Genomic DNA, 20,572 nt, shown 5'->3' with positions numbered 1-20,572 from the left:
TGGAGCTATTGCGAGTTTCGGGCGATCTCGCGACCAATGATCTCCTTCATGATCTCAGTCGTTCCGCCGTAGATCGTCTGGATGCGACTGTCGACGTACGCCCTCGCGATGGGGTATTCCATCATGTAGCCATAGCCACCGTGCAGCTGCACGCATCGGTCGACGACCCGCTTCTGCAGCTCGCTCGCCCACCACTTTGCCTGTGCAGCCTCGACCGCGGTGAGGTCGCCGGCGTTGAGCGCCAACACAGCCTGGTCGATATAGGTTTGAGTGACGTCGAGCTCGGTCAGTATCTCAGCCAGCACGAACCGGGTGTTCTGGAAATCACCGACGGACTGCCCGAATGCCTTGCGCTCGAACACATACGTTTTCGTCCACTCGTATGCAGCGCGGGCACTCGCGATGGCACCAACCGCGATGGAAAGCCGCTCCCGAGGCAGTCGCTCCATCAGGTGCATCAGTCCACGACCTTCGGTGCCGAGCAAGTTCGCGGCAGGAACACGCACGTCAACGAATGACAGTTCGGCGGTGTCCTGACCAGCGAGCCCGACCTTCTTCAGTTTGCGACCACGAGTGAAGCCGTCCATATCGCGTTCGACGACGAAGAGACTGTATCCGCGGGAACCTGCGCCGGGATCGGTCCTGGCCGCGACAATCACAAGATCCGCGTGAATCCCGTTGGTGATGAAGGTCTTTTGTCCGTTGAGAACCCAATGGTCTCCGTCACGGACTGCCGTGGTCTTGATTCCCTGGAGGTCGCTGCCCGTACCCGGCTCGGTCATTGCGATGGCGCAGATCAGTTCACCACCGGCCATACCGGGGAGCCATCGTTGCTTCTGCTCTTCCGTCCCCAGGTCGCAGATGTAGGGGATGATGATGTCGTCCTGGGTGCCGAGTCCAGCACCGAACGAGGTGGTGCCGGTTCGCGCGATCTCCTCCGCCACCACATACCGGTACCGATAATCGGACTCCCCCGGACCACCGAACTCCTCAGGGACAGCCAATCCCGTGATGCCGACCTTTCCGGCCGCCAACCATGCCGCCCGGTCGATCAGCCGAGCATCTTCCCACTCCTCGTAATAGGGAATGACTTCCCGCGCGAGGAATTCACGGACAGTCTCCCGATATGCCTCGTGATCCTGGTTGAAAATTGTGCGACGCATTACTTCTCCTCAGTTGTGGACCCGGACGTGCAAGATTTTTGTCAAGGCTGTGGGCAGCTGGTGCGCGGTCAAGCGGAAAGGCTGGCGATACTCGCAGAGAGCTTGCGCTTGATCAGCTTGCCGGTGGGCGTGCGCGGCAGGTCGCCGCTGAACACGATGCGACGCGGCACCTTGTATTTCGCAATCCGCTCCCGCAGATAGGCGTTCAGCTCGGCGGCAAGCGCTTCGTCCCCGACGACGCCCGCGGTCGGTTCGACGACGGCGGTCACCGTCTCGCCCATTTCCAGATCAGGAACCCCGATTACCCCGGCATCGATGACCTTCGGGTGTTCGACCAGAAGATTTTCGATTTCCTGAGGGTAGATGTTCACTCCGCCGGAGATGATCATGAATGAGTCACGATCGGTGAGGAACAGGTAGCCATCGTCGTCGAGATATCCGACGTCACCGGTGGTGGTCCAGGTCGGGTGAGTGGGATGCTGCGCCTCGCGTGTCTTATCTGGCGCATTGTGGTATTCGAAAGGCAAGCTTTCGCGTTCGAAATAGACGGTGCCGATATCTCCAGCGCCCAATTCGTTGCCGTCCTCGGCGCAGATGCGCGCGACACCGAGAACGGCCTTGCCGACGGTGCCGGGCTTGCGGAGCCATTCGTCGGTGTTGACAAGGGTAAGGCCGTTGAGCTCGGTGGACGAGTAGTACTCCGACAGTATCGGTCCCCACCACTCGATCATCTGCCGTTTGACCTCGACCGGGCAGGGGGCAGCTGCGTGAACCGCCACCCGCAGACTCGACACGTCGTAGCTGTCGCGGACGGTCCGCGAGAGTTTCAGCATCCGAACGAACATCGTGGGAACCCACTGGCTGTAGGTGATCCGATACCGCTGGATGTACTCGAGCGCCTTTTCCGCATCGAATCGGTCCATGACGACGACCGTGCCGCCGAGCGCTTGAACCGCTGCGCACGTGCGTAGCGGGGCAGCGTGATACAGCGGCGCGGGCGACAGATACACCGTTTCCGGTCCAACGCCCCACACCGTTGCGTTCATCGCTGTCATCGTGTCGCCGGGGTCACCGATCTGGCGGTCGGGCAGTGCAGGCTTGATTCCCTTGGGCCGACCGGTGGTTCCCGAGGAATAGAGCATGTCGGCGCCCCGGGGCTGATCCGGTAGCGGCTCAGTCGATTCCGCCGCCGCTGCTCGGTCGAGGTCGGCGAAGCCGGGGAGAGCGCCTCCGAAGGAGAGGAGATGTTCGACGTCGGGCACCAAGGAACGGAATTCGTCGGCGAACGAATCGAGCGCGGCGTCGACGATCACGGCCCTGGCGCCGCAGTCGTTGACGATGTAGGCAGCCTCGGCGGCGGTGAGGTGCCAATTCACCATCGTCAGATACAGCCCCGATCGCATTGCCGCCCAGTACAAGTCGAAGACTCGTGGGGTGTTGGTGGCGAGGACGGCCAGGTGATCGCCCCGCCCGAGACCTAAACGTCGGAAGTGGCGGGCGAGTTGGATCGAGTTCGACTCGAGTTCGGCGAACGTGACGGATCTACCGGTAGCGGCCATGATCACCGCCGGCTTGTCCGGCGTGGTGTCGAGATGGGCGCCGGGATACATGCTGAATGTCTACCTCTCGGAAAAGCTTCGGATACCTTGGCAGCGGCGTTGTCAGTCGGTGAGGAAGATGGACTTGGTGTTGAAGTAGGCAAAGAGCCCTTCCGGACCCAGTTCTCGTCCGAGGCCGCTGGCCTTGATCCCACCGAAAGGCGCACCGAAATCCAGGGTGTAGCCGTTGACGCCGAACGACCCTGTCTCCACCCTTCGTGCAACATCGAGCCCGTGGTCGGCGTCGGAGGTCCACACCGTTCCACCGAGCCCGTATTCGGAATCGTTGGCAATCGCGATCGCCTGCTCTTCGTCAGCGTAAGGAATCACCGACAGCACCGGCCCGAAGATTTCCTCACGGGCGATGGTGTGGTCCAGCCCGACCTCGCCGAAGACCGTCGGTTCGACGAACCATCCACGGTCGCGGTCGGCCGGTCGCCCGCCGCCGGTGGTCAACTTCGCACCTTCGCTGCGACCGGCTTCGATATAGGACTCGACTCTGGCCCGCTGACCAGCACTGACGAGCGGCCCGATGAACGTGCTCGGGTCGAGTGGATCACCCACCGGAAGGGAGGCCACCATGGCGGTCACCGCATCGAGCACCTCCGCGTAACGGCTCTGCGGGGCAAGAACTCTCGTCGACGCATAGCACGTCTGACCGGTGTTGATCAGTGACGCGGTCGCCAGTCCCTGCACGGTAGCCGCCAGGTCGGCGTCGTCGAGGATCAGTGCCGCCGACTTGCCGCCGAGTTCGAGTGAGACGGGGCGCAGCAGCCGACCGCATGTCTCGGCAATCTGGCGTCCGGCTGGTGTGGATCCGGTGAAGGCGACCTTCTGCACTCCGGGGTGAGCGACGAGATGCTTTCCGATCTCCGGTCCGCCGGTAACGATATTGAGGACACCGGCAGGCAGACCCGCTGCGGCTGCGGCCTCGGCCAGCACGAAGGAATCAAGGACGGTCTCCGGAGAGGGCTTGAGGACGACGGTGCACCCCGCCGCGAGCGCCGGGGCGATCTTCATCATTGCCAGCAGCGCGGGGAAGTTCCACGGCGCGATCGCGGCGACGACACCGATCGGTTCCTTTCGCACCACCGTGGTTCCGTTGCCTGCCAACGCCGGCCGATGCTCTTCCAGCGCAGTGCCGCGGATCAGCGCAGCGTAATAGTGCAGCAGACCCGCCGGCCCCTGCCCCTCAGCGACCGTGGAGATCGCGATCGGCATTCCGTTCTGCTCACTGACGAGGCGTGCGGAAAGCTCTGCGCGACTTGCCAACTCGATAGCGAACCCGTCGAGGACATCGGCGCGTTGTGCCGGGGTGAGCGCTGACCAGGTCCGGAACGCACGACCAGCGGCAGCCACGGCGGCGTCGACGTCGGCGGTGGTGCTGGCAGGGACCTGCCCGATCTGTTCCTCCGTAGCCGCCGAGTGCACCTCGATGACATCAGCCGAGGTGGGCGCCTGCCAGTCTCCGTCGATGTACAGAGCAGCGTGATTGTGAACCATGGGGCCTCCTCGGGCCTGTGGGTGCCACGTCGAACTCCGATGCCTCGGCGGCGCCCCAAGTGATCTAGCTCATATAGCGAACGTTAAGTAACTTAGGCATGCGGCGCGCGGCTGTCAACGCATCGGGGATGTCGGAGACCAGCCGTGGCCTAGACACGCGTAGTTATCGATCGCTAAGCTAGCGTGTGTTGCCGGTCACACATCCGGCGTCGTGCCGTCGTCCAATGGAGAACACCAGATGAAGCGCTACGAACTGCGTCACCGCACCGATCACCTCGATCCCGACACGCAATACGAGGAGATCTATCGCATTCTCGCGACACAGGAATTTCCCTGGGACATCAACCAGGCGCTCAGCTTCGCGCTGTTTCGCACCTACGCCGTGCCGTCCGTCGGCAGCTTGTTGTTCGGAACCGACGAGTTCACCAGCAGAACGCAAAAACGCTACGACGACACCGGCCTGATCCTCGACGCCGTCCTCGAACACGGCATCACAAGCACCGAGGGACGCTCCGGCATTCGCCGGATGAACCAAAAGCACGGCGCCTACGACATCAGCAACGACGACATGCTCTACGTCCTGGCCACCTTCATAGTCACCCCCGTCCGCTGGATAGACCAGTACGGCTGGCGCAAACTCACTGCCAACGAAATCGCAGGTTCGACCAACTACTACCGCGAACTCGGCCGGTACATGGGAATCAAGCAGATCCCCGTCACCTGGGACGACTTCGCCCTGTTCATGGATGCCTACGAGCGCGCGCACTTCAGGTACGACGCCGGCGCTCGAGCTGTCGCCGACTCCACACTGAACCTGCTATGCACGTTCCCCCCAAACAATTTCGCCCCCGCCGTCGCGGTCAAGCACTTCGCCTGGGCTCTGATGGACGACCCCCTCCTGGACGCGTTCCATTACCGCCGTCCCGCCCGCATCGAACGGATCCTGTCAATCGGCGCACTCAAGGTTCGCGCCCGCATCCTCCGCTTCTTCCCGCCTCGCAGCACCCCCAAGTTCGCCCGCGACCTTCCCAACATCCGCAGTTACCCCGACGGATACCAAGTCGACCAACTCGGAACCTTCCCCAAAACCTGTCCCGTGCAGCACAAGACCGTGCAACACAAGACCACGAGTGACGAGAAGCAAGGACACACCATCCGATGACCTACCGCCTCGCTGACGAACCCCGTCGCCATGCACTCGAACGCCCCGACGCTCCTGCCCTGACCGGTCGCGGGAGTTCACTGACCTACGGCGAACTCGATCAGCGCACCAACCGTCTCGCCAACGTGCTTGCGCAGCGCGGGATCGGCCCTCAATCTCGAGTGGCTGTCCTGGACCGCAGTTCAGTGCAGGTGGTCGAAGTACTGTTCGCGAGCGCCAAGGTTGGCGCGGTCACCGTTCCCGTCAACTGCGGCTCACGGCGGGCGAACTCGCCGAAGTCCTCGACGACTGCGAAGCTCAAATCTTGTTCTACGACAGCACTTTCGGCGATACGGTAGCTCAGCTGCGAACCCAGGTACCCTCGCTCACCCAGTTCGTGGTCATCGACGGTGAGGAAGACAGCGACTACGAGGCCCTCATCGCCGCCGCTGACGACACCGATCCCGGGTGGGTGGGCGACGACGACGACATCGTGCTCCAGCTCTATACCTCAGGCACCACCGCCAAACCGAAGGGTGTGCTCAGCTCCAACAGGAATCTCGGTGCCTGTACTCGTTCCGGCGGCCCGTGGGGATTCGACTCCTCCTCGGTGAGTTTGTGTGCGATGCCACTGTTCCACATCGGCGGCCTTGGATTTGCGCTCGTCGGCATTGCTTACGGCGCCCACAACATCATCGTGCGCGATTTCACCCCGGAGTCGCTACTCGACACCTTCGAGCAATACCGCATTACCAACACCTTCCTGGTTCCATCGGTAATCGGAATGATGGTGGAGGTTCCCGGCGCAGCGACACGAGACTTCACGGCGTTGCGCTCGATCGCCTACGGCTCCTCACCGATCACCCCGGCGTTACTCAAGCGCGCGCTGGCCACTTTCGGACGGCCACTGTTCCAGGTGTACGGACTCACCGAGACCCACGGCGCCATTACCCAGCTCGACGCCGATGACCACACCACCGCGGGTGACCGAGTGCACCTTCTGCGCTCCGTCGGAAAACCGTACCCGTGGGTGGAGCTACGAATAGTGCGTCCATATTCGACGGAGCCTGCGGATATCGACGAATCCGGAGAGATTTGTGTGCGGTCCCCGCAGAACACTGTCGGCTACTTTCACCGACCCGAGGAAACCGCGAAGGCGATCGACAACGACGGTTGGTTTCACACCGGTGATGTAGGACGATTCGATCAGGACGGCTATCTCTTCATCACCGACCGGATCAAGGACATGATCATCACCGGCGGGGAGAACGTCTATCCGATCGAAGTCGAGTCGGTCATCGCCGATTACCCAGGTGTCTCCCAAGTAGCCGTCATCGGTGTTCCTGATCCGGTGTGGGGAGAAGCAGTCAAAGCCGTGGTCATCGCCGCACCCGGACAGATGATCGAGCCTCTCGACCTGATGGCGTTCGCTCGCGATCGTCTCGCCGGCTACAAATGTCCCAAGTCGATCGACATCGCGAATGCCCTTCCGCTGGGAGCAACGGGCAAGATCCTGAAGCGTGAACTGCGCAACCAGTACGCCCAACAAGTCTCGACGAGTTAGTCTCCACGTTTCGACGAGTGACGGTGAATGCGAACTGCCGCGCTTGGGTTCAGTGACGGCTACGTAGGCGTCGAGGGTGCTCGCTTACGTGGTTTGGCTGCCGCAGAAACATAGCCAACAGCTGTCAGGGCAATTTCTGAGTACTTGGCGGCAACGACCTCCGGCGCCATGTTCCCCTCAGCGTGGTACCACCGTGGGATCGACTGGCACATAGCCAGGACGGCGCGGGCGGATTCAGCGGGGTCTGCCGTGTAGAAAATTCCTCGCTCGTTCCCATCCTCGATAATGCCGAGTACGAGCTCTTCGATTCCTTTGCGGACGACTCGATACCGGAGGAGGTTCTCCGGACTGAGGTATCGAACCTCACCTTCGAGTGCCGCCAGCCGGGAACGCGTGGTCATGCGGAGGACAATTGCCTCGATGACATTGGATAATTGTTGCGCCGGATCATCGCGCCCATCCGCTTTCGCGGAGTGAGCGCGAGCCAGAACATCGCTCGTGGAGTACTCCAGGAGGGCGAGCAAAATACCCTCCTTACTACCGTGGTGGTAGTACAGAGCCGGGATCGTCACGCCTACCCGCTGAGCAATTTCTCGCACCGAGGTTCCATGGAAGCCGTTCTCATAGAACGCATCCAAAGCGTGCACCAGGATCGGTGACAGCTTCGGCGGATCAACACTCCGCCAGTGTGGATTCCCGACGACAGACGAGCTCACCGTCGCCACCCTCGTACAATGCCCACCAGCCAGAGCCTAACCGTCGATAGTCGATGTCTTTTCAGCATCTAGTCTAGCTAGGTTCACAATCCACGAGGATCACCCGGCACAGCCACGTAACCGACCGCTCCCCCGCCGATTGCGAGTTCAGACAGAACCCGACATGACCCGCTCGGCGAGCGGGACGAGCGTCTCGACGAGAATCGTGCGAGCCTGCTTGCGGGAGAGCGTCTTTCGATCGACCCATTCACGGGCGGTGGCCTTCATCATGCCGCCCCAGCTCCGGAACACGGCGAGCGCCACCTGGTGCTCGCTGCCCGACCCGTCGAAACCGATAGCGTCGAGCACGCGTTGGGCCGCGCGATCGTCGGCCTCGTTGAGGATCGCCGCGATCTGCGGGTCGTCGCCGATCCCCTCCACGCCGACGGCCAGCCACGTCTTTCCGTGGGTGTCGAGGACGGTCATCAGCCAGTCGACCGAGGCCTCGACCCGCTCGCGCAGGGTGCCGCCCGGCAGATTCACCGTGTCGATCTCGGGCACGATCATCATGGCACGCACGACTTCGACGTAGAGGTCGCGCTTGGTGCCGAAATAGTGGTTCAGCAGCCCGCGCGCCACTCCGGCCTCACGGGCGAGCTCGGCCATCTGCACCGTCGCGTAGGGCTGCTCACCGAACATCCGGATGGCGACAGCCAGGATTTCATTGCGCCTGGCGTCGGGGCCGAGTCTGCGCCAACGCGGTTCATCTGCGGTGGTCACAGTGTGTGATGTTGTCACACAAGCTCGCTGCCGTCTGCCGCACGGGCGCGCAGAGCCTCACTGACGACGAATCTGTCGCCGTAGCGCGCACGGAGCTCGTCTGCGCGCGCAACGAATCCGCCCATCCCGCCCGGATACTGATTGATGTACTGCAGCGCACCGCCGGTCCACGCCGGATACCCGATACCCATGATCGAGCCGACGTTGGCCTCGGCCACCGACCCGATGGTGCCCTCGTCGTAGCAGGCGAACGCCTCCAGTGCCGCGGCGACGAGCATCCGTTCTTTCGCATCCTCGAACGGGATCTCGACGTCGGACCTCGTGTAGAGCTCCGCGAGGTGTGGCCACAGTCCCAGTCGCTTTCCACCGGGACCGTCGTAGTCGTAGAACCCGCGGCCTTCCAGGCGACCCGGGCGATCGAACTCCTCGAGCATCCTGTCCACCAACGGATACGACGCACTGGGTACGAATTCGACGCCCCGCGCAGCGGCGTCGGCGATGAATCCCGCACGGATCTTCGCGATGGTCTTCATGTTGATCTCGTCGAACAAAGTCAACGCGCCGGCCGGGAAACCCGCCTGCAGCGCAGCTTGTTCGGCGCTGGCGGGATGCATGCCCTCGGCCACGAGCGAGAGCGCCTCGTCGACGAACTTCGCGATGACCCGATTGGCGTAGAAGCCGTACGTGTCCTGCACGACGATGGGCGTCTTGCGGATCTGCTTCGTGAAATCCAGTGCACGAGCGAGTGATTCGTCTGAGGTCTGCGGTCCGACGACGATCTCGACGAGCGGCATCTTGTCGACCGGTGAGAAGAAGTGCAGGCCGATCACGTCGGAAGGTCGGGTCACCGCACCTGCCATCTCGGCGATGGGCAGTGCCGAGGTGTTCGACGCGAGCAGGGCATCGTCGGCGACGTAGCCTTCGACCTCGGCGAGAACCTTCTTCTTGAGTTCGACATCTTCGAACACGGCCTCGACGACGAGGTCGGCACCCTTGACGTCGGAGATGTTGTCGGTGGCCAGGATTCGGTTGAGGACTCGATCGCGACTCTCCTCGTCGAGGCGGCCCTTGGCGACCTTGGCGTCGAGGATTCGCCGGGAGTAGTCCTTGCCGCGTTTCGCGCCTTCGATCGTGACGTCGCGCAGCACGACGTCGACTCCTGCCTGCGCGGTGACATACGCGATAGCCGCGCCCATCATGCCCGCGCCGAGGACGGCGACCTTGGTGGCCTTGCGTACCGGAACGTCGGCGGGGCGGGCGGTTCCCTTGTTGACCTTGCCCAGGTCGAAGAAGAGGGCCTTGATCATATTGGCCGAGATCTGACCACAGATCAGTCGCGCGCAGTAGCGCGTCTCGGTGGTGAAGGCGGTGTCGATGTCGACCGACGCGCCCTCGACTGCGGCGGCCAGCACCGAGATCGGGGCGTTCATCGGCGAGCCCTTGAGTTGCTTGCGCAGTGTCGCGGGGAATGCGGGCAGGTTGGCCGCAAGTGCGGGCGACGACGGCGTGCCACCCGGAATGCGAAATCCCTTGCGGTCCCACGGTTGCGCGGCGTCGGGGTTGGCTTTGATCCAGGTGCGTGCGGCGTCGAACATCTCTTCTCGGGTTGAGACGACCTCGTCAATCACCCCGACCTGTAATGCCTTGCGCGGCTTCATCCGCTGCCCCTGGCCCACCACGTTGAGCATCGCGTCGACCACCCCGAGCATGCGCACGACGCGTGTCACACCACCGGCGCCGGGCAGCACCCCGAACGTGACCTCGGGGAGGCCGAGCAGGCTTCCTCTGGCGTCCAATGCAATTCGACGATGCGCCGCCAACGCGACCTCGAATCCGCCTCCGAGTGCTGTGCCGTTGATCGCCGCGACCACAGGCCTACCCAGGGTTTCGAGTCTGCGGAACGTCTCCTTGTAATGGTCGAGCCCTGCCGAGATGGCTTCGATGTCATCGGGGCCCGCGGTCATCAGCAGGTTGAGGTCGCCGCCCGCGAAGAACGTGTCCTTGCCCGACGCGATGATCACGCCGGTGATCGAATCCTTCTCATGCTCAAGGCGTTCGACGGAGCTGCGCAGAGCCGCGGCCATGTCGTCGGTCATCGTGTTGGTCGACTGGGTCTTGTCGTCGATGGTGACCGTGACGATGCCGTCCGCGTCGACGTCCCAGCCGATGATGCCGGACATGTGAGTGGTCAAGTCGGTCAAGGGTTTCGCCTTTGTGAGTGTGTGAATCAGATCGCGGCCGAGCTAGAGACTGCAGAGTCAGAGACTGCGCGCGATGAGGTCTTTCATGACCTCGTTGGCTCCCGCGTAGATCTTCGCGATGCGACCGTCGACAAAGAGCCGCGCGATCGGGTACTCCTCCATGTAGCCGTAGCCGCCGTGCAACTGCAGGCACCGGTCGACGACCTGCGTCTGCTGCTCCGAGCACCACAGTTTGATCATGGCGGCGCCCTTGACGTCGAGTTCGCCACGCACGTGCTTGTCGATGGCATCGTTGACGAAGGCGCGCATCACCTCGACGGTGGTGGCGATGTCGGCGAGCTCGAACCGCGTATTCTGCAGTGCGAACAGCGGTTTGCCGAAGGCGTGGCGCTCACGCACGTACTCGAGCGTCAGCTCGTACGCTGCTTCGACGACGCCGAGCGCAGCGACGCCGACGATCAGTCGCTCCTGCGGGAGTTGCTGCATCAGTTGGACGAAGCCGGTCCCCTCCGTGCCGCCGAGCAGATGCGTCGCGGGCACGCGCAGGCCGTTGAAGAAGAGCTCCGTGGTGTCCTGTCCCTTCTGGCCGATCTTCTTGAGCTTGCGTCCACGCTCGAAACCCGCTGGGTTGTCGCCTACTTCGGCAACGAGCAGTGACAAGCCCTTGGCGCCGAGCTCCGGGTCGGTCTTGGCCGCGATGATCAGCAGGTCGCAGGTTGCGCCGTTGGAGATGAAAGTCTTTGCGCCCGTGATGGCATACTCGTCACCGTCGCGCACCGCGCGTGTGCTGATGGCCTGCAGATCCGACCCGGTTCCCGGCTCGGTCATGGCGATGGCACCGATCCACTCACCCGAGACGAGCTTGGGAATCCACCGCTTCTTCTGTTCCTCGTTCGCGTACGAGAGCAGGTAGTGGGGAACGATCCCGGAGTGCACACCGAGTTGCATGGAAAGGTCGGCGCCGCGGGCCTGCTCGCGGAAGAGTACGGCCTCGTGCGCGAATGTCGCTCCGCCACCGCCGTATTCCTCGGGGATCGACATGCCGAGCAGACCGAGTTCGCCCGCGCGACGGTAGAGCGCACGGTCGGGTTGACCGGCCGCCGCGAACTCCTCGTGGCGTGGCGCAACCTCTTTGGTGAAGAACTCGCGGGCGAGCGCAGTGAGGTCGGCGAGTTCGGTTGTCAGATCGTTTGTCATCGTGGTCTGCCTTCGTGGTGCTGGTCGGGAGCGCGTTCAGCGCTGATAGAGCGCGTCGATCTCGTCGGCATACTTTTTGGCGATCGGTGAACGCTTGAGCTTCATCGTCGGCGTGAGCTCGTCGCCACCCGGGGCCCAGTACGTCGGCAACACCTGCCACGCGCGGATGTGTTCGACGCGGCTCAGGCGCGAGTTGGCCTGCGCCACTGCAGTTTCAATCATGCCCAGGATCGTCGGGTGCAGTGCGAGCACTTCTGGTCGGACGTCGACGATGCCGGCCTTCTGACCGAAAGCTGCCACCGCATCGGGGTCGAGGGTGATCAAGGCCGACACGTACGGGCGATTGTCGCCGATGGCGACGACGCTGCCGATCAGTGGACTGGCCGCGGTGAGCGCGCCCTCGATATTCGACGGTGACATGTTCTTTCCGCCGGAGTTGATGATCAACTCCTTCTTGCGGTCAACGATCGTCAGGAAGCCGTCGGCGTCGAGCGTCCCTATGTCACCGGTGTGCACCCAGCCGTCGGCGTCGAGTGTCTGGCCGGTTCGCTCTGGATCGTTGCGGTAGCCGCGCATCACGCCTCCGCCGCGCACCATCACCTCACCGTCGGACGCGAGTGTCACCTCGGTGCCCGGAATTGCCGTACCGACGCTTCCGTAGCGCGGTCGGGCGACCGGGTTGACCGTGGTGACCGCGGACGTCTCCGACATGCCCCACGCCTCCATCACCGGGATGCCCAGTGCGAGCATGAATTCGAGCGCCGCCACGTCGACCGGTGCGGCGCCGGAGACGGCGGCGACGAGCGAATCCATGCCGAGCTTTGCACGTAGCTTCGACAGCACCAGCTTGTCGGCGATCGCCGCGGCGATGGTGTCGCGCAGGCCGAGTCGCCGTCCGCCGACCGTCGCCGCAGCCTTCTTCTTGCCTGCCGCGAGAGCCCACGTGGCCAGTGCGCCTTTGATTCCCGGCTCGGCGTCGAGCGTCGTCTCGATGCTGCCCTTGATCTTGTACCAGAGCATGGGAACGGCGACGAAGAACGTCGGGTGGACCTGACCAAGCGTCCCGACGAGTTGCTTCGTGTCGGGGAGGTCGGTGACCGTGATGCCGAAGTACATGGGTGCGTACTGGCAGATCCACCGGTTGATGAGGTGAGCGTCGGGCAGGTACGAGATGACGCGGCCGTCAGACAGGTCGCCGATCACATCGGTGATCACCTCGAGTTGGTAGAGCAGGTTGGCGTGCGTGAGTTCGACGCCCTTGGGGTTGCCGGTGGTGCCGCTCGTGTAAATCAGCGTGAGCACGTCTGAGCGTTCGACCCGCTGGTACGCGGCGTCGAAGTCGAAGTCGGCCGGTGCGGGCGCGGCGATCAGTTCGGCGAGGGTCGTGACGCCCGCGGTTCCATTCGGCGCGTCGACGACCACGACGGCGGCGGAGCCGTCCCCCGCCTCGACGACCCTCTCGAGGAACTGCGTCTCGGTGATGACGACCGACGGCTCGGCGTTGTGGAAGAGGTAGGCGATCTGCGGGGCGGCGTTGGTGTTGTAGACCGAGAAGGTCACAGCGCCGAGGTGCATCGCCGCGGCGTCGACAATGTGGAACTCGGGTCGGTTGGTGAGCATGATGCCGACGGTGTCGCCGCGTGTGACCCCGAGTGCGGCGAGACCTGCAGCCACCTCGCGCACGCGCCGCCCGTACTGCGCCCAGGTCAACGACGTCGTGCCGTCAGCGGTGCGGATGGCCACCCGATCCGCATGGTCGACCACACGGCGCTGAAAGTGCGTGCACAGGGTGTCTGGTTTCGGGGTACCGGTCATCGTCGTCCTCACTCTATTTGGCGTCGCGCCAACAATCATCGAGGCTCGTTGGCGGGATGTCAATAACTCGGTCGACGCTGCGGTGGCCCCACCTCGCGTCGCGGTGTAGACCGATCTCATGGAGACCTCACGGGCCGGATCGCCACTCGACTACGACACCGTCGTCGTCGGGGCGGGGATCGCGGGCTTGACCGCAGCCCGACTACTCACCCGCGCCGGTCGGCGGGTCACTGTTCTCGAAGCGCGTGACCGGATCGGCGGACGCGTGCACAGCGACCGATCGGGTGGCACGGTGACCGATCGTGGCGCCTCGTGGATTCACGGAATCAACGACGCCCCGCTGCACGCCGTCACCGAGGCCTTCGGCATGCGCACCGTCGAATTCACGGTTGGCAGTTACCAACCCGACAGTCGGCCGATCGCCTACTACGACCCTGACGGCAGACGACTCGACGACGACGCCGTTGCCGCCTTCGCTGCCGACGTGCATGCCTTCGACGACGCACTGTCGAAGTTCGTCGCAACGATCGGCGCCGGGGTGTCGTACGGCGAGGCGACGGAAACGACGCTCACCGCTCTCGGTTGGGATGACGCACGAGCACAACGTGTTCGAGAGTTCGCGCGTCACCGCACCGAAGAACAGTACGGCGTGTGGATCGACGAGCTCGATGCCCACGGACTCGACGACGACGAGACGGATGGCGACGAAGTCGTGTTTCCCGACGGCTACGACCAGCTGGCCACCCACCTGGCAGACGGGCTCTCGGTGACACTCAATCGTTCTGTCGCTCAGATCCATTGGGACGAGAACGGTGTCACCGTGATCGATGCCGCGTGCAAGGAGACGTCGGCCGCACGCGTCGTCGTGACGGTACCCGTCGGTGTTCTCAAGTCCGGCACGCTGACCTTTGATCCGCCACTATCGGAACCTGTTGCGGGAGCGTTGGATCGGCTGGAGATGAATGCGTTCGAGAAGGTGTTCCTGCGGTTCGAATCGAAGTTCTGGGATGACGGGGTGTATGCGATTCGCCGACAGGGACCGGCCGCCAAGTGGTGGCACTCCTGGTACGACCTCTCCGCACTTCACGGCGAGCCGACGCTGCTCACCTTCGCCGCCGGCCCCTGCGCTCGCGCGGTTCGCGAGTGGAGCGACGAGGACATCGCGGCATCGGTCCTCGAATCGCTGCGCGAAATCTACGGCGACGCTGTCCCCGAGCCGACTCGCATCGACGTAACCCGTTGGCAGGATGACCCTTTCGCGCATGGTTCCTACGCATACATGACCGTCGGCTCGACGACAGCCGACCACGACGTGCTGGCGACACCGCTGGGCGGGGGCGTCGTGCATCTGGCGGGCGAGGCCACGTGGACCGACGACCCGGCAACGGTCACCGCTGCGCTCGAGTCGGGACGCAGAGCGGCGTCGAACATTCTCGGGCGCGACGTGCAGGTCGCCGAACTGTGGTCGCGCTGAATAACTCTCAGTGATCTGCCGGTAGCTCGACGTTGATGGTCACGCGCACCTCGTCGTCGACCTTGAGCGCCCCCATCATCATCGAGTACGGCTTCAGCCCGAAGTCGCGGTGGGAAACTGTGGTTTCGATTGTGGCGGTGCGCTTCCCGTCCGCGTCGGCAACCTCGACGTCGAGCGGATGCTGACGTTGCTTGCCGTTGATCGAGAGCGTCCCGTCTATGCGATAGCCCGCCTCGATGGTCGTGATCGACGCGGCGTCGTAGGTGATCGTCGGCGACTTCGACGCGTTGAGCGACTTGAGCGCATTACTTCTGGCGAGAGACTTCTCCGGCCCGGTCAGCGGCGTGACCCCGCCCTCACCGGAGACGACGGTCAGCGAGTCGACGTCGATCGAGGCGGACACGTCGGACGGCACGCCGTCGCTGAGACCGACTGACGCCGACCACTGCTGCATCTCGATGGTCAATCGGTGACCTGTTCGCGATGCCGGACCGGTCACACCGGTGTGAAGGATCAGCGTCCCGTTGGCCGGGCCGAATTGCCATGACTCCTGCGCCATTGCGCCTCCTCGAGTGTCGACGACCACCCTAGGCGCTTCTGCTGTGCCAAGGTTGTCGATGTGACTGCATCGGAAAGTCAGGGAGTCGTGCTCGGGACAGCATTCGGATTCGACGCGTGGCTCGTGACGACGCCGCACGCCACCGCGGCGATCTCGATCTTCGGTGGGCAGGTGCTCTCCTACCGTCCGACCGGAGCCGACGACGTGCTGTGGGTATCGCCGCTGGCCGCGAGGCCGCCGACTCCCATCCGTGGTGGCATTCCCGTGTGCTGGCCGTATTTCGGGAAGGAGAACCAGACCGGTGACGTGCCCTCGCACGGTTACGCGCGCACCGCGACGTGGCAGGTCGTCGACACCGAGGTTCTTGCTGACGACGTGACGCAGGTGCGGTTGGCACCGCAGGGACTCGAGCAGCTCACGCTGCGCCTGGAGCTGATCGTGCGCGTGGGCACGACGCTGGAGATCGGTGTGCGCACCACGAACCTCGCCGACGAGCCCGCGGTGCTCACCGAGGCGCTGCACAACTACCTGCGTGTCTCGGATGCCACCGACGTCCACGTGGAGGGACTCTCGGGTAAGTCGTACGAGGACAAGTTCGACGACCTGAAGGTCAAGACCCAGGAGGGCGACTGGCGCCTCCCTGACGACGTGCCGCGCAGCGACCGGCTCTACCCCGATGCGGGTGGAACCTACCGGCTGGTCGACCCGGGTCTTGGCCGGACCATCCGCGTGACCGGCGATAGCGCGCGCACCGCCGTCGTGTGGAACCCGGGGCCCGACGTCGCCTCCGGGATGGCCGACGTCGGGCCGCACTGGCGCGAGTTCGTGTGCGTCGAGACGGCGAACGCCGGTCCGGATCTCCTCACCGTCGCTGCAGGCGCGACCGTCGAGATGTGGCAGACGATCGCTCTGGAGTGAGGCTTAGGCTTTACGGAACGACGACCGCTCGTCCGCGCAGGTCGTTGGCAGCGAGCTTGCGGTACGCCGCCACGCCGTCGTCGAGGCTGAACCGCTCCACCGCGACGTCGAGGACGCCGTCGCGCGCGAGGTCGAGGACCTCGATCAGCTCCGCACGGGCGCCCCAGTAGGGCGTGCGGACCGACACCTCGTAGGGCTGTGACCAGAAGCCAACACTCGCGGCTGCTTTTCCGTCGCCGAGTCCCACGATCGTGACGTCACCCATCGTGCCGACGACACCCATCGCCGTGTTGATCGTCGGCTGATATCCGACGAAGTCGAAAACGGCTGTCGCTCCGTCCTTCCCGGTGATCTTGCGGACGTTCTCGACGGCGTCGGCGTCGCTGAGTACTGCCTCGTGCGCACCGACCTGCTTGGCGAAATCGAGCTTCTCCTGCGTGACGTCGAGCGCGATGACCCGCGCCGGGGTGAGATGCCGCAACATCTGGATGGCGACGTGCCCCAGGCCGCCTGAGCCGATCACGACGGCGGTTGTGCCGCCGAGAAGCTTGCTCAACGACGCCTTGATCGCGTGATAGGGCGTGAGGCCGGCGTCGGTGAGCGGAACCGTGGTGGCGGGATCGAGGTCACCGATGGGGACGAGGTGCCGCGGGTCGTCGACGACGACGTACTCGGCCATCGCGCCGTCGTGTCCGAGTCCGGGCGGCGTGATCTGCAGGTCGGCGGCCCGCGAGCAGTAGTTCTCGAGGCCCTGCGAACAGAAGTGGCAGACTCCGCATCCCCACGGGCCGTAGATGGCGACCGCCGTGCCCTCGCTGACCGTCGAAACGCCCTGTCCCAGTTCGGCGATCACGCCGACGCCCTCGTGGCCGAGCGTCATCGGGAGCGGATACGGGAATGCGCCTTCCGGCGCGTTCAACACGAAGTCGTCGGAGTGGCACGCGCCCGCCGCGGTGACCTTGACGAGCACCTGCCCCGGACCCGGCGTGGGCTTCGGAACGTCGCGGAGCTCGGGTTCGGCTCCGGCTTTGACCATCTGTACGGCCTTCATCGGTGAACTGCCTTTCGGATCGGCGTACTCCCCTCCCTGATCTCAGGTTTACTCTCCCATCAAGAACTGTGCTTATGAGGGGTGCCGACCCGGCTCGTGGGGTCCGCGGCGGGTGCGAGCACTCCCAGCAGACCCGCTGCCAGCCGAGCCCGATCGCGGGCAGTCGAGCTCATCGACCACCGACTGCGCAACCACGTTGTCACTGCCACGGCCGTGGCTCCGCACGATGCTCGGCGTGGCCACACCACGACGTCACCGCATTGGCGATGTAGTCGCATGATGCCCTGTTCGAGAACAACTTCGACGTGATCGACGGCGCAGGGAGTCCGCCGTTCATCGTCAGGTGATACCAGCTGTCGGCACACACCTGGCCGAACCAGTGCTTGAAGATGACCGGTTCCGTCGGCTCGATTCCCGGGGTGCAGACGACCAGGACGCGGTCGACGTCGGTGTCGAGCACGAGGTCGGTCAGCGAGGAGACAACGACGTTGCGCAGCGCTCGCGTCGGGCGTGCCAGCGTGTCCAGTCCGAAGCGCGATGTCGATCTCTTGATCGAACCTCCGTCGACGAGGATCAGTCCGATCCGTGCTTCGGGCGACGGCTCGGCGTCGACGCGCACTCCCATGTCGCCCAACGCCGCGGCGATATCGGGATTGATCGGCCCGAACGTGCGGACGGCGACATGGTGACGCGAGACCCGCGCGGCACGTTCCATCGCGATGGTCATGAGATCTCCTCCTGGTCTGCGGTACAGCGTGATGTGGGATGAGTTTCGGATCGCCCGGGTCATCGGCGTGCCATTCGCGGGAGTCGACGGCGCCGCTGCGGAATGGAGTCGTAGACGTGCTGCCAGATGAGCTCGTGCTCAACAGGATCGATCACGCCTCGCTCCAATCGACGGTCAGCGGACCGCAATTCGGCGAGGGTGTCGGCGATCGACTTGGGAGTCGGCATCCCTGCGGGGAGGTCGTATCCCGGAATGGTGGTGAGGTCGACGGTGCGTACGGCACCCGGCAGAGTTCCCGCGGTCCGCCGCGCGGCCACACCCGAAACGACGAGCACGGCGGTGGCCGTCGCGAGAACCGTCGTACCCGACGCGCCGATGGAACTGAGACCGACGGCCACGGCCAACCACGCGACCAGGCCCCAGACCGGCCACCCGCGCCACAGTCGCAGACGTCGACGCTGCATCGAGCTGATACCGGGTGGGAAGACAACCAGGCGGTAGCGGCACACTCCGTAACGGCCCGCGCCTGCACTGAACGATCCCCACACCGCAGGCCCCTCGGCGAGCCGGTCGATGATCGCGGAACCCGTTGTTTCCGTACCCAATCGCCCCGAACCCAATCGCTCCGTACCCAATCCCTCGGAGCCGTGTGAACTCATCGTCGTCATTCCGATAGTGCTACGCCGCGCGCTCGACGTCGGGAAGTGTCTTGACTGGTCTTTGACGAGACTTTGACGCGGCGTCGAACAGCCTTGACGGGATGCTGACAGTCGAGTTGCTGACAGTCGAATTGCAGGCGGCACGCATGAGACCGCCCCGGAGTCGAGTGACGCCGGGGCGGTCGGGGGGATTGTTGACGGGTGGAGTGCGGATTATCCGGCGACCCGGTTGAAGGGGTCGTGTTCGGCGATGAGCTTGTCGACGCGGGCTTCGTCGATGCGGGCACGGACCGTTGTGAGTTCTTGGCGGTCACGGACGACCTTGGCGAGCGTGAAGGTGCTGGAGGTGAGGAACAACAGCGTGATGGCGAGGAATCCGCGCTGCCAGGGGTCGATCGGGAGGTAGAGGATGCCGACACACGCGGTGGCGAGGCTGACAGCGAAGGCGATGGCTGCTTGGAGAAAGAAGGCTGCGGTGGTTGCGGTCTGGGGAACTTCGTTGGGGGACGACATGCGTCAACGGTGTCAGCGACGGCAGGCGCGGCGGATGCGTAGGACTACGCGGTTCCCCTGAGTGTTCTGGGCGACTGAGTTTTCCGGGCGGTCAGGAGCCGGCCGCGTCGAGTGCGGCGCGGATCGTCCGCACCACCCCGTTGTCGGTGTTCGACGGCGCGACGTACCGCGCGGCGTCGAGGATACTTCGGTGCGCATTGGCGACCGCGTACGACCAGTCGGCGGTGCCGAGCATCCCGAGGTCGTTGAGGTAGTCACCGAAGACCATCGTCTGCGCCGGACTGATTCCGAGCCGACGCTGCACCGCTCGAACGGCTTGCGACTTGTCGACGCCGCGCGTCATCACATCGAGCCAATGTTGCCCGGACACAACGGCTTCGGCGTCGATCGGCAGTCCTGAGATCGCCGGGGCGGTGGTGTCCTCGATTCCGTCGAAGTCGTAGACCGCCACCTTGACCAGTTCCGCGTCGATGGCGGCGAGGTCGTCGACGATTCTGTTCGCGTAGTAGTAGGGGCGGATCTGTTCGAGGAACCGCTCATCGGACCGCTCGACGTAGGCGACCTCCGGGCTGCACAGCACGACACCGATGTCGGCGCCGTCGGACTGCAGCGACCGTGCGCGGGCGAGGACCGCGGCGGCGCTGCTCGCGGCAAGCGGTTGTGTCCGCAGGATCTCGTTCTGCCGCGCCACCACCGCACCGTTCTCGGCGATCACGACGAGCCCGGGCACTGCCTCACCGAACTGGTGCAGCAGGGTCGCTGCCTGGCGTCCGCTCGCGGGACTGAACACGATGTCGCGGCTGGTCAGCTCGTCGAGCAGCGGCCAGAGGTCGTCGGGGATGTGCTTGGCGTCGTCGAGCAGAGTGCCGTCGAGGTCGGTGACGACGAGGCGCAGGTCAGCGGGCACGGGCGGAATCGTGGTGGACATCGTGGTCCATTGTGGCAGTTCGGTGTCCCAGTCAGGTGTCGCAAACCCGGCCGGAACATTCTCCGTGTCCGGCCGCATCCAATCGG

At 64.3% G+C, this 20,572-nt stretch carries 18 protein-coding genes and 1 pseudogene; 5 read left to right on the top strand and 14 right to left on the bottom strand.

The annotated features are described in order from the left end of the window. Positions 1-5: 5 nt before the first annotated feature. The 3 genes from ABW18_RS12825 to ABW18_RS12815 form a co-directional block, all read right to left on the bottom strand. The gene (locus ABW18_RS12825; protein ID WP_049699331.1) at positions 6-1,163 is read right to left on the bottom strand and encodes an acyl-CoA dehydrogenase family protein; all 1,158 of its coding nucleotides are present in this window, start codon (positions 1,161-1,163) and stop codon (positions 6-8) included. Between the two features lie 68 nt (positions 1,164-1,231). After that, a complete protein-coding gene (locus tag ABW18_RS12820) occupies positions 1,232-2,773 on the bottom strand; it encodes an acyl-CoA synthetase (protein ID WP_049699330.1) in 1,542 nt (513 codons plus the stop codon). A gap of 51 nt (positions 2,774-2,824) precedes the next feature. After that, entirely contained in the window at positions 2,825-4,264 is a 1,440-nt protein-coding gene (locus tag ABW18_RS12815; protein ID WP_049699329.1) for an aldehyde dehydrogenase, read from the bottom strand. A gap of 238 nt (positions 4,265-4,502) precedes the next feature. Between ABW18_RS12815 and ABW18_RS12810 the strand changes: the two genes are divergently transcribed. The 3 genes and pseudogenes from ABW18_RS12810 to ABW18_RS23490 all read left to right on the top strand — a co-directional run bounded on the left by ABW18_RS12810 (position 4,503) and on the right by ABW18_RS23490 (position 6,969). Then, positions 4,503-5,426, top strand: a complete 924-nt coding sequence (locus ABW18_RS12810) for an oxygenase MpaB family protein (protein WP_049699328.1) — start codon at positions 4,503-4,505, stop codon at positions 5,424-5,426. Next, positions 5,423-6,477 (top strand): annotated as a pseudogene (locus ABW18_RS23495) (AMP-binding protein); the annotation flags it as partial. The gene ABW18_RS12810 and the pseudogene ABW18_RS23495, both read left to right, overlap by 4 nt. 174 nt (positions 6,478-6,651) lie before the next feature. Next, positions 6,652-6,969, top strand: coding sequence for an AMP-binding enzyme (locus tag ABW18_RS23490; protein WP_270486645.1), 318 nt, complete (start codon positions 6,652-6,654; stop codon positions 6,967-6,969). A 59-nt stretch (positions 6,970-7,028) separates the two neighbouring features. On the opposite strand, the gene ABW18_RS12800 is transcribed toward ABW18_RS23490, so the two are convergent. The 5 genes from ABW18_RS12800 to ABW18_RS12780 all read right to left on the bottom strand — a co-directional run bounded on the left by ABW18_RS12800 (position 7,029) and on the right by ABW18_RS12780 (position 13,657). Further along, positions 7,029-7,694, bottom strand: coding sequence for a TetR/AcrR family transcriptional regulator (locus tag ABW18_RS12800; protein ID WP_049699327.1), 666 nt, complete (start codon positions 7,692-7,694; stop codon positions 7,029-7,031). Positions 7,695-7,832: 138 nt separating this feature from the next. After that, a complete protein-coding gene (locus ABW18_RS12795) occupies positions 7,833-8,444 on the bottom strand; it encodes a TetR/AcrR family transcriptional regulator (RefSeq protein WP_331436313.1) in 612 nt (203 codons plus the stop codon). A 14-nt stretch (positions 8,445-8,458) separates the two neighbouring features. Then, entirely contained in the window at positions 8,459-10,624 is a 2,166-nt protein-coding gene (locus ABW18_RS12790; RefSeq protein WP_049699325.1) for a 3-hydroxyacyl-CoA dehydrogenase NAD-binding domain-containing protein, read from the bottom strand. A 78-nt stretch (positions 10,625-10,702) separates the two neighbouring features. Further along, positions 10,703-11,842 (bottom strand): acyl-CoA dehydrogenase family protein, encoded by a 1,140-nt coding sequence (locus ABW18_RS12785; protein WP_049699324.1) that lies wholly within the window; start codon positions 11,840-11,842, stop codon positions 10,703-10,705. Between the two features lie 36 nt (positions 11,843-11,878). Continuing rightward, positions 11,879-13,657, bottom strand: coding sequence for an AMP-dependent synthetase/ligase (locus tag ABW18_RS12780; RefSeq protein ID WP_049699323.1), 1,779 nt, complete (start codon positions 13,655-13,657; stop codon positions 11,879-11,881). Between the two features lie 118 nt (positions 13,658-13,775). Between ABW18_RS12780 and ABW18_RS12775 the strand changes: the two genes are divergently transcribed. After that, positions 13,776-15,131, top strand: coding sequence for a flavin monoamine oxidase family protein (locus ABW18_RS12775; RefSeq protein ID WP_049699322.1), 1,356 nt, complete (start codon positions 13,776-13,778; stop codon positions 15,129-15,131). Positions 15,132-15,138: 7 nt separating this feature from the next. On the opposite strand, the gene ABW18_RS12770 is transcribed toward ABW18_RS12775, so the two are convergent. After that, entirely contained in the window at positions 15,139-15,690 is a 552-nt protein-coding gene (locus ABW18_RS12770) for a YceI family protein (protein WP_049699321.1), read from the bottom strand. Positions 15,691-15,750: 60 nt separating this feature from the next. Between ABW18_RS12770 and ABW18_RS12765 the strand changes: the two genes are divergently transcribed. Next, entirely contained in the window at positions 15,751-16,608 is an 858-nt protein-coding gene (locus ABW18_RS12765) for a D-hexose-6-phosphate mutarotase (RefSeq protein WP_049699320.1), read from the top strand. A 10-nt stretch (positions 16,609-16,618) separates the two neighbouring features. Here the strand turns inward: ABW18_RS12765 and ABW18_RS12760 are convergent, their stop codons facing one another. The 5 genes from ABW18_RS12760 to ABW18_RS12740 all read right to left on the bottom strand — a co-directional run bounded on the left by ABW18_RS12760 (position 16,619) and on the right by ABW18_RS12740 (position 20,486). Then, on the bottom strand, positions 16,619-17,659 hold the full coding sequence (locus ABW18_RS12760; protein WP_049699319.1) for an NAD(P)-dependent alcohol dehydrogenase: 1,041 nt from the start codon (positions 17,657-17,659) through the stop codon (positions 16,619-16,621). Between the two features lie 199 nt (positions 17,660-17,858). After that, complete coding sequence (locus ABW18_RS12755; RefSeq protein WP_152930085.1) at positions 17,859-18,386, bottom strand: hypothetical protein; 528 nt, start codon at positions 18,384-18,386, stop codon at positions 17,859-17,861. A gap of 59 nt (positions 18,387-18,445) precedes the next feature. Continuing rightward, positions 18,446-19,045: a DUF6611 family protein gene (locus ABW18_RS12750; protein WP_049699477.1), complete on the bottom strand. Its 600-nt coding sequence runs from the start codon at positions 19,043-19,045 to the stop codon at positions 18,446-18,448. Between the two features lie 213 nt (positions 19,046-19,258). After that, complete coding sequence (locus ABW18_RS12745) at positions 19,259-19,558, bottom strand: YiaA/YiaB family inner membrane protein (protein ID WP_049699317.1); 300 nt, start codon at positions 19,556-19,558, stop codon at positions 19,259-19,261. 91 nt (positions 19,559-19,649) lie between these two features. Next, positions 19,650-20,486 carry a Cof-type HAD-IIB family hydrolase gene (locus ABW18_RS12740; protein ID WP_049699476.1) on the bottom strand — a complete coding sequence of 279 codons (837 nt, stop codon included), beginning with the start codon at positions 20,484-20,486 and terminating at the stop codon, positions 19,650-19,652. Positions 20,487-20,572: the final 86 nt, after the last annotated feature.

Source organism: Gordonia jacobaea, assembly GCF_001186365.1.
Taxonomy (GTDB): domain Bacteria; phylum Actinomycetota; class Actinomycetes; order Mycobacteriales; family Mycobacteriaceae; genus Gordonia; species Gordonia jacobaea.
This window is presented reverse-complemented; position numbering and strand designations above follow the sequence as displayed.